This is a genomic window from Streptomyces sp. NPDC054813, from assembly GCF_053611365.1.
In genome coordinates, this window is record NZ_JBSHAF010000005.1 from 480,081 (window position 1) to 488,599 (window position 8,519).

7 protein-coding genes are annotated in these 8,519 nt (G+C 69.6%); 3 read left to right on the top strand and 4 right to left on the bottom strand.

What is annotated here, in order from left to right:
- Positions 1-127 precede the first annotated feature (127 nt).
- From ACWGJB_RS13100 to ctaC, 3 genes are read right to left on the bottom strand one after another with little or no spacing between them, the layout of a single operon-like run.
- A complete protein-coding gene (locus ACWGJB_RS13100) occupies positions 128-526 on the bottom strand; it encodes a cytochrome c oxidase subunit 4 (protein WP_046727399.1) in 399 nt (132 codons plus the stop codon).
- A complete protein-coding gene (gene ctaD / locus ACWGJB_RS13105; RefSeq protein ID WP_453380248.1) occupies positions 523-2,253 on the bottom strand; it encodes an aa3-type cytochrome oxidase subunit I in 1,731 nt (576 codons plus the stop codon). The genes ACWGJB_RS13100 and ctaD overlap by 4 nt, the downstream gene beginning before the upstream one ends.
- On the bottom strand, positions 2,250-3,212 hold the full coding sequence (gene ctaC, locus ACWGJB_RS13110) for an aa3-type cytochrome oxidase subunit II (protein WP_453380249.1): 963 nt from the start codon (positions 3,210-3,212) through the stop codon (positions 2,250-2,252). The genes ctaD and ctaC overlap by 4 nt, the downstream gene beginning before the upstream one ends.
- 326 nt (positions 3,213-3,538) lie before the next feature.
- On the opposite strand from ctaC, the gene ACWGJB_RS13115 reads away from it, so the two are divergent.
- Complete coding sequence (locus ACWGJB_RS13115; protein ID WP_453380250.1) at positions 3,539-4,918, top strand: aminotransferase class V-fold PLP-dependent enzyme; 1,380 nt, start codon at positions 3,539-3,541, stop codon at positions 4,916-4,918.
- 89 nt (positions 4,919-5,007) lie between these two features.
- Here the strand turns inward: ACWGJB_RS13115 and ACWGJB_RS13120 are convergent, their stop codons facing one another.
- Positions 5,008-5,982 (bottom strand): carbohydrate kinase family protein, encoded by a 975-nt coding sequence (locus ACWGJB_RS13120; protein ID WP_360496145.1) that lies wholly within the window; start codon positions 5,980-5,982, stop codon positions 5,008-5,010.
- 133 nt (positions 5,983-6,115) lie between these two features.
- Between ACWGJB_RS13120 and ACWGJB_RS13125 the strand changes: the two genes are divergently transcribed.
- The gene (locus ACWGJB_RS13125; protein WP_453380251.1) at positions 6,116-6,325 is read left to right on the top strand and encodes a hypothetical protein; all 210 of its coding nucleotides are present in this window, start codon (positions 6,116-6,118) and stop codon (positions 6,323-6,325) included.
- 106 nt (positions 6,326-6,431) lie between these two features.
- Positions 6,432-8,396, top strand: coding sequence for a hypothetical protein (locus tag ACWGJB_RS13130; RefSeq protein WP_453380252.1), 1,965 nt, complete (start codon positions 6,432-6,434; stop codon positions 8,394-8,396).
- Positions 8,397-8,519: the final 123 nt, after the last annotated feature.

Here is an 8,519-nt window from a genome sequence, read left to right on the forward strand (position 1 = left end):
ACGATTTCTGGGTGGGTTTGGGGTTTTTTTTTTCGCTCTCCCTCTCTTCTCTTGTCCGCCCCTTATTCCGGGTCCCCCCTTCCTCGTGTCTTAGAGGGTCCGGGCTCCCGGTGCGCTCGGCGCGTGCTTACTGGGTGCGGTTCTCACCGCGGTAGTACTCGAACACCCAGCCGAAGAGGCCGATCATGATGATGGGCGCCGAGAAGTACAGCAGCCACCAGCCGACCGCGACACCGAGGAAGGCCAGCGCGCCGCCGACACCGAGGGCGAGCGGCTGCCAGCTGTGCGGGCTGAAGAAGCCCACCTCGCCGGCCTCGTCCGCGACATCGGCCTCCTTGTTGTCCTGGGCACCGGCGTCCACCCGCGAGGCCGTGAAGCCCAGGTAGAAGCCGATCATGATGCACAGGCCGAAGGCCATGAAGAGCGCCGTGGTTCCGGCCGCCTCCTTCGACCACACGCCATAGACGATCGCCATGGCGAGGACGAAGACGCTCAGCCACACGAACATGCGGCCCTGGATCTTCACTTGCCGGCCTCCTTGCTGCCCGTGACAGCGGCGACGGCCTGGCCGTGCTCCAACTGCTCCAGGGCGGCGATCTCAGGGTGGTGCAGGTCGAACGCCGGGGATTCGCTGCGGATCCGCGGCAGGGTGATGAAGTTGTGCCGCGGCGGCGGGCAGGAGGTCGCCCACTCCAGCGAGCGGCCGTAACCCCACGGGTCGTCGACCTCGACCTTCTTGCCGTACTTGGCCGTCTTCCACACGTTGTAGAGGAACGGCAGGATCGACAGGCCGAGCAGGAAGGAGCTGATCGACGAGATCGTGTTGAGGGTGGTGAAGCCGTCGGCCGCCAGGTAGTCGGCGTAACGGCGTGGCATGCCCTCGGCGCCCAGCCAGTGCTGGACCAGGAAGGTGCCGTGGAAGCCGATGAACAGCGTCCAGAAGGTGATCTTGCCGAGCCGCTCGTCGAGCATCTTGCCCGTCATCTTCGGCCACCAGAAGTGGAAGCCGGAGAACATCGCGAAGACGACCGTACCGAAGACCACGTAGTGGAAGTGGGCCACCACGAAGTACGAGTCGGAGACGTGGAAGTCCATCGGCGGCGAGGCCAGGATGACACCGGTCAGACCACCGAAGGTGAAGGTGATCAGGAAGCCGGTGGCCCAGAGCATCGGGGTCTCGAAACTCAGTGACCCCTTCCACATCGTTCCGATCCAGTTGAAGAACTTCACGCCGGTCGGTACGGCGATGAGGAACGTCATGAAGGAGAAGAACGGCAGCAGCACACCGCCGGTGACGTACATGTGGTGGGCCCACACCGTCACGGACAGACCGGCGATCGCGATGGTCGCCGCGATCAGACCCATGTAGCCGAACATCGGCTTCCGGGAGAAGACCGGGATGACCTCGGAGATGATGCCGAAGAACGGCAAGGCGATGATGTACACCTCTGGATGGCCGAAGAACCAGAAGAGGTGTTGCCAGAGCAGGGCTCCGCCGTTTGCCGCATCGAAGACATGTGCCCCGAATTTCCGATCCGCCTCCAGCGCGAACAGCGCGGCGGCGAGGACGGGGAAGGCGAGCAGGACCAGGACGGCGGTCAGCAGCACGTTCCACACGAAGATCGGCATGCGGAACATGGTCATGCCGGGGGCGCGCATACAGATGATCGTGGTGATGAAGTTGACCGCGCCGAGGATGGTGCCGAAGCCGGAGAAGGCCAGACCCATGATCCACATGTCGGCGCCGATGCCCGGCGAGCGGACCGCGTCCGAGAGCGGGGAGTAGGCGAACCAGCCGAAGTCGGCCGCGCCCTGCGGGGTGAGGAAGCCGCCGACCGCGATGGTCGAGCCGAACAGGTAGAGCCAGTAGGCGAACATGTTCAGCCGCGGGAAGGCGACGTCCGGCGCACCGATCTGGAGCGGCATGATCCAGTTCGTGAAGCCCGCGAACAGCGGCGTCGCGAACATCAGCAGCATGATCGTGCCGTGCATCGTGAACGCCTGGTTGAACTGCTCGTTCGACATGATCTGCAGACCTGGGCGAGCGAGCTCGGCGCGCATGAGCAGCGCCATCACTCCACCGATCAGGAAGAACGCGAACGACGTGACCAGATAGAGCGTTCCGATGGTCTTGTGGTCGGTGGTCGTCAGCCACTTCACCACGACATTGCCCGGCTGCTTGCGCCTGACCGGCAGCTCGTCGGCGTACGAGCCTTCAGCCGCGGCACCCTGGGGTTCGTTGAGGATGCTCACAGGTTGTTCGTCTCCCGGTTCTTCTCGTGGCTCGTCTGCGCGATGCCGGCGGGAATGTAACCGGTCTGCCCCTTCTTGGCGAGGTCCTTGAGGTGCTGCTGGTAACGCTCAGGCGAGACGACCTTCACGTTGAACAGCATCCGGGAGTGGTCGACGCCGCAGAGCTCGGCGCACTTGCCGAGGAAGGTGCCCTCCTGATTGGGAGTCACCTGGAACGCGTTGGTGTGGCCGGGGACGACGTCCATCTTCATCAGGAACGGCACCACCCAGAAGTCATGGATGACGTCACGCGAGGTGAGGACGAAGCGGACGGTCTCACCCTTGGGGAGCCAGAGCGTCGGACCGGGGTTGCCGGTCTGCGGGTTCTTGGTGCCCGGCGTACCGACGTCGTAGACGCCACCGGCGTTGGCCGGGAAGTCCTTCTTGAACCGGTCCGGAATGGCGTCCAGGTTCGCGTCGGTCTTCGCGTCGCCGGTGACACCGTCGACGGGCGTCACGTAGTTGAAGCCCCAGCTCCACTGGAAGCCGACCACGTTGACCGTGACGTCGGGCTTCTTGTCGGTGAGGCTGAGCAGCTTCGTCTCGTCACGCGCGGTGAAGTAGAACAGCACCGAGACGATGATGAGCGGAACCACCGTGTACAGCGCCTCGATCGGCATGTTGTACCGGGTCTGGGCCGGCACCTCGATCTTGGTGCGGCTGCGCCGGTGGAAGATGGCGCTCCAGATGATCAGACCCCACACCAGCACGCCGACGACGAGCGCGGCGGCCCAGGAGCCCTGCCACAGGGAGAGGATCCGCGGAGCCTCTTCCGTGGTCGGGGTGGGCATACCAAGGCGGGGGAAGTCCTTGTATGTGCAACCGGTGGCGGTCGCAAGGACCAGGCCCGCGGTCATTGCCTGCAGCAGCTTCCGCCGCATCGGGCGCCGCGGCGAGCGGTCGGAGCCGTTGGGACTCACGTAGCGCCTTCCCGAGAGTCTCGCCCGCGCGGTTCGGCTGCGGCCTTCTCGCTGGTCGGTCGCCGCCCTGCGTCGGGCAGGGGTTTGGATGTTTATGCGGACCAAACCCTAGCCGACGCGATTCGGGGGTTCGCGGGGAGGGGGGCATACGCGCCGCGGGTCACTCCTTAAGGGTGGGATTGGGCGCCCAATAGCTCGGGTTGTCGCGGTTTGACGTGCGGGTGCGGGTGCGATGCGGCTTGTCGCACCCACGCGGCGGAGCCGCATATCGGCACAGCCCCGCGCCCCTGGGCTGGGTACCCCTGAGGACGTTTTACCGTTGCTGTGTGTCCTACTTTGACGCTGCGTCTGCCGCTCCCCTCCATCCTGTTGCCCGTCAGGCCTTGTTGGCCGCTCTGGACGACGGGTGGGCCGACCCCGCTCGGCTCTACCGCGAGGGGCGCAAGGCGCGCATGCTGCTGGACGCCGCCCGGGAGGCGGCCGCCGAGGCGGTCGGGTGCCGGGCGGACGAACTGGTCTTCACCCCGTCCGGAACCCGCTCTGTCCACACGGGCGTAGCGGGGGCGTTGGCCGGTCGCCGTCGCACCGGGCGTCACCTGATCGTGTCAGCCGTCGAACACTCCTCGGTGCTGCATTCGGCCGAGGTGTTCGAGGCTCAGGGTGGGGAGGTGACGCAGGTGCCGGTACGGCGGACCGGCGTGGTCGACGTCGAGTCGTACGCCGCCGCCCTCCGCACGGACACCGCACTCGCCTGCCTCCAGTCGGCCAACCACGAGGTGGGGACCGTGCAGCCGGTGGCGGCGGTGGCCGAGGTGTGCCGGGCGGCCGGGGTCCCGTTGCTGGTGGACGCGGCGCAGTCGCTGGGGTGGGGCCGCGTCGAGGGCGACTGGTCGCTGCTGACGGCGAGTGCGCACAAATGGGGCGGGCCGGGCGGGGTGGGCCTGCTGGTCGTGCGCAAGGGGGTGCGGTTCACCGTCCAAGGGGCGTCGGACGAGCGGGAGTCGGGCCGTGCGCCCGGCTTCGAGAACCTGCCGGCGATCGTCGCGGCGGCCGCGTCACTGCGGGCCGTACGGGCGGAGGCCGAGCAGGAGGCGGTACGACTGCGGGAGCTGACGGCGCGGATCCGGGCGCGGGTGCCTCAGTCGGTGCCCGACGTGGAGGTGGTGGGCGACGCGGACCGGCGCCTGCCGGGCATCGTCACCTTCTCCTGTCTCTATGTCGACGGAGAGACATTGCTGCATGAACTGGACCGGGAGGGCTTCTCCGTGTCGTCCGGATCGTCCTGCACGAGCAGCACGCTGACGCCCAGCCATGTGCTGAAGGCGATGGGGGTGCTGAGCGAGGGGAACGTGCGGGTGTCGCTGCCGGCGGGGGCGGCCGAGGCGGACGTCGACCGCTTCCTGGAGGTGCTGCCGGGGGTGGTGGCGGGGGTGCGGGAGAAGTTGGGCGCCCCGATGCCGACAGCGACCGTACAGCAGGCGGAGGAGGTGGTCGTGGACTCGCTCGGCAAGCGGTGCCCGATCCCGGTCATCGAACTGGCGAAGGTGATCGGAAGCGTGCCGGTGGGCGGCAGGGTGCGGGTCCTGTCCGACGACGAGGCCGCACGACTCGACATCCCCGCGTGGTGCGAGATGCGGGGCCAGGAGTACGTCGGCGAGGAGGAGGCCGAGCGAGGAACGGCTTATCTGGTACGCCGTCTCAGCTGAGGCGCCCCTCAACGGGCGCGGGGCGGTACCGATTTGCGGCTACCGCCGCGTGGGCGCGCTCGGCCCCCACGCACCCGCACCCGACGGCGTCAGACCAGGTACCCCCGGACCTCCTCCGCGGCCTCGTCCCCGTACGCCTTGGTGAACCGCTCCATGAAGTGCCCGCGACGCAGCTGGTACTCCTGCGTGCCGACCGTCTCGATGACGAGGGTCGCCAGCATGCAGCCCACCTGGGCCGCCCGCTCCAGCGAGACCCCCCACGCCAGGCCCGAAAGGAACCCCGCGCGGAACGCGTCGCCGACACCCGTCGGGTCCGCCTTGCGCTCCTCGTCGGGGCAGCCGACCTCGATGGCCTCCTCGCCGGCCCTCTCGATCCGCACCCCGCGTGCGCCCAGCGTGGTGACCCGGTGGCCGACCTTCCCGAGGATCTCCTCGTCGCTCCAGCCGGTCTTGGTCTCGATCAGACCCTTCTCGTACTCGTTGGAGAAGAGGTAGGTCGCGCCGTCCAGCAGTATCCGGATCTCGTCGCCGTTCATCCGGGCGATCTGCTGGGAGAAGTCGGCGGCGAAGGGGATGGACCGGGTCCGGCACTCCTCCGTGTGGCGGAGCATGCCCTCGGGGTCGTCCGCGCCGATGAGCACCAGGTCGAGGCCGCCGACCCGGTCGGCGACGGTCTTCAGCTCGATCAGGCGGGCTTCGCTCATCGCGCCCGTGTAGAAGGAGCCGATCTGGTTGTGGTCGGCGTCGGTCGTGCACACGAAACGTGCGGTGTGCAGGGTCTCGGAGATGCGGACGGAGTCCGTGTCGACGCCGTGCCGGTCGAGCCAGGCCCGGTACTCGTCGAAGTCGAAGCCCGCCGCGCCGACCAGGACCGGCCGGGTGCCGAGCTGTCCCATGCCGAACGCGATGTTGGCGCCGACGCCGCCCCGGCGGACGTCCAGGTTGTCGACCAGGAAGGACAGCGAGACCGTGTGCAACTGGTCCGCGACGAGCTGGTCGGCGAAGCGGCCGGGGAAGGTCATGAGGTGGTCGGTGGCGATGGAGCCGGTGACTGCGATGCGCACGGCTGGGACTCTCCTGAGGGGGAGGCGTAATTGACAGTTAACGCTACCGGGTCGGCCGGGGCACCTTGAAGGTGCCAAAACTACCCGATAGTAGATCTTTCTTCGCGGCGCCCGACGTGCATACCGTTCGGTCATGACGAACCTCAAGGTCCACGCCCCCGCTCCGGCCGACCTCGAAGGCGACCTGGCGTCGCTGCGCGGTGACTGCGCGCGGATGGCCCCGCACTGGGCGGTTCCCGATCACAGCGATGCCCGGCCGGTGCCGCCGTCACTCATCCACGGGGTGACTGTGCCGAAGAAGTCCGCCAGGCTGCTGGACGCTATGTCCGACTACGGCGACTGAGGCCGCCCGGCGCGTTTCCAGGGAACCGCGCGCTCCCCTCCCGCGTCCCATCGCCGTCCCCCGTGAAGGGGAGGCGGGATACGACACGGCGGCAAGGAGCGATGCGGTGAAGAGCGAGCGACCCGAGAACGACGACGACGTGGCCGCGGGTACCACCGGGGAGCCCCCGGAGGCCCAGGACACCACGGAGTCGCCGAAGGCAGCCGCCCGGCCCGACACGGGCCCCACCGAGAGCACCGCCCGCCCGGCAGGGGAGCGCACCCCGGCAGAGCCGCGAGCGACCCCTGCACCGGCCGCGCCCCCTGCCACCGAGGCGACCCCCGAGCCCGCGGACAGCTCCGAACCGGAAACGACCCGCGCCGAGGCCCAGGCCGAGCTGGAAACGGCCCCCGAGCCCACAGAAGGTGCCCGACCGGCCGCCGGCCCCACCGCCGAAACGGCTCCCGAGCCGAAGACGGCCCCGAAGACGGCTCCGGAGCCGGAAGCAGCCCCGGAGCCGGCGAAGAACCTCGACTCCGAAGCAGCCCCGGAGCCGGAAGAATCCCCCGCACCGGGCGCGGCTCCCGCCCCCGCCCCCGCCTCGGCCTCCGACCCGGACGTGATCCCCGAGTCCGAGGTGGCCTCGCTCTCCGGTGCCGAGGGGTTCGGGGCCGACGGCGGCCGTCCCGCCCGGCGTCGGTCTCCCGCTGTCATCGCGTCCGTGGCCGCCGCCGTGCTGCTCATCGGCGGCGGTGGGGCCTTTCTCGCCGCGAGCGGCCGCTCCGGCGGCGGTACGGGGGCGGCCGGGACCGGCACCTCCGGTGGTTCCACTCCCCCGCCGCTCGCCCTGGACGGCTACTCCTCCGGTGGCAACGGGATTGCCGCGGGCGAGCCCAACCCCTACGGAGTGACCTACAAGGCGGGGGGAACGCTCCCCGGCGGGCCCGACTCGGCCGCGGTGTACCAGCCGGCCGGCGAGGTCCCCAAGGACCGCGTGGCCGCGCTGGCGAAGGCGCTCGGAATCGAGGGAGCGCCGGTCGCCGAGGGCCAGGTGTGGAAGGTCGGCACCGACAACGATGGCTCCGGCGGGAGTCTCCAGGTGAACAGGGCCGCCCCGGGCATCTGGACGTACAGCCGCTACGCCCCCGGCACCGACAACTGCAAGTCCGGCCTGGTGTGCGCACAGGATCCGGCGGCGCCGGCCGCCGCCCCGGTGAGCGTCTCCGCCGCGGAGAAGGCGGCCGCCCCGGTTCTCAAGGCGCTCGGCCAGGACGACGCGAAGCTCGACGCGAGCCAGGTCATGGGCGCCCAGCGGGCGGTGAACGCCGATCCGGTGGTCGGCGGGCTGCCCACGTACGGCTGGACGACCGGGCTGACCGTCAGCAAAGCGGGCGAGGTCGTCGGCGGCAACGGGATGCTGGCGGCGCCGGTCAAGGGCGACACGTATCCGGTGCTGAGCGCCGAAAAGACGCTGGGTCTGATGAACGCGGCGCCCCGCTCCGACCACCGGATGGGCATCGGCGGCTGTGCCAGTTCCGTACCGCTGAAGGACCGGCTGGAGCAGCCGTGCTCCGCCTCGACGTCGTCCGCCTCCTCGGCTTCCTCCGCTCCCTCGGCCGTGATCCAGAACGCGGTGTTCGGGCTTGCCGCGCACTCCGTCGGCGGCCGGCAGGCGCTGGTGCCGTCCTGGCTGTTCCAGGTGCGCGGCGCGGCGGACTCGTACACCGTCACCTATCCGGCGGTGGACCCGAAGTACCTGGCCTCCGCGGCCTCGCCGACGCCGAGTTCCTCCCCCGGGACCCCGAAGGACGTGAAGGTGGACGGCTACACGGCCGACGGCGGTGAGCTGACCGTCGCCTTCACCGGCGGGGTGTGCGCCGACTACAAGGCGACCGCGGACGAGGGCTCGGAGCAGGTGGTGGTCAAGGTGACCGAGACACCCTGGCCGGACAAGATCTGCATCATGATCGCCAAGCAGTACCACCAGACGGTGCATCTCAAGGCGCCGCTGGACGGCCGGAAGGTGGTCGGCACGGACGGCAGGGCGGTCCCGAAGGAGAAGGCGACCACGCTCGACCCGCAGGTGCGCTGAGGAACGAGAACAAACGAAGGGGGGGGGGGCCCCCCCCGGGCGGGGGGGCGCCGGGGGCGCGCAGCGGCGCCCGCGCGGCGGGCGCGCGGGGGGGGGGGCGCGCGGGCTGCGCGCGCGCGCCGC

Bases quoted from the DNA above. Each gene is read 5' to 3' on its own strand.
- ACWGJB_RS13125 (WP_453380251.1), top strand. From the start codon at position 6,116: ATGACGAACCTCAAGGTCCACGCCCCCGCTCCGGCCGACCTCGAAGGC.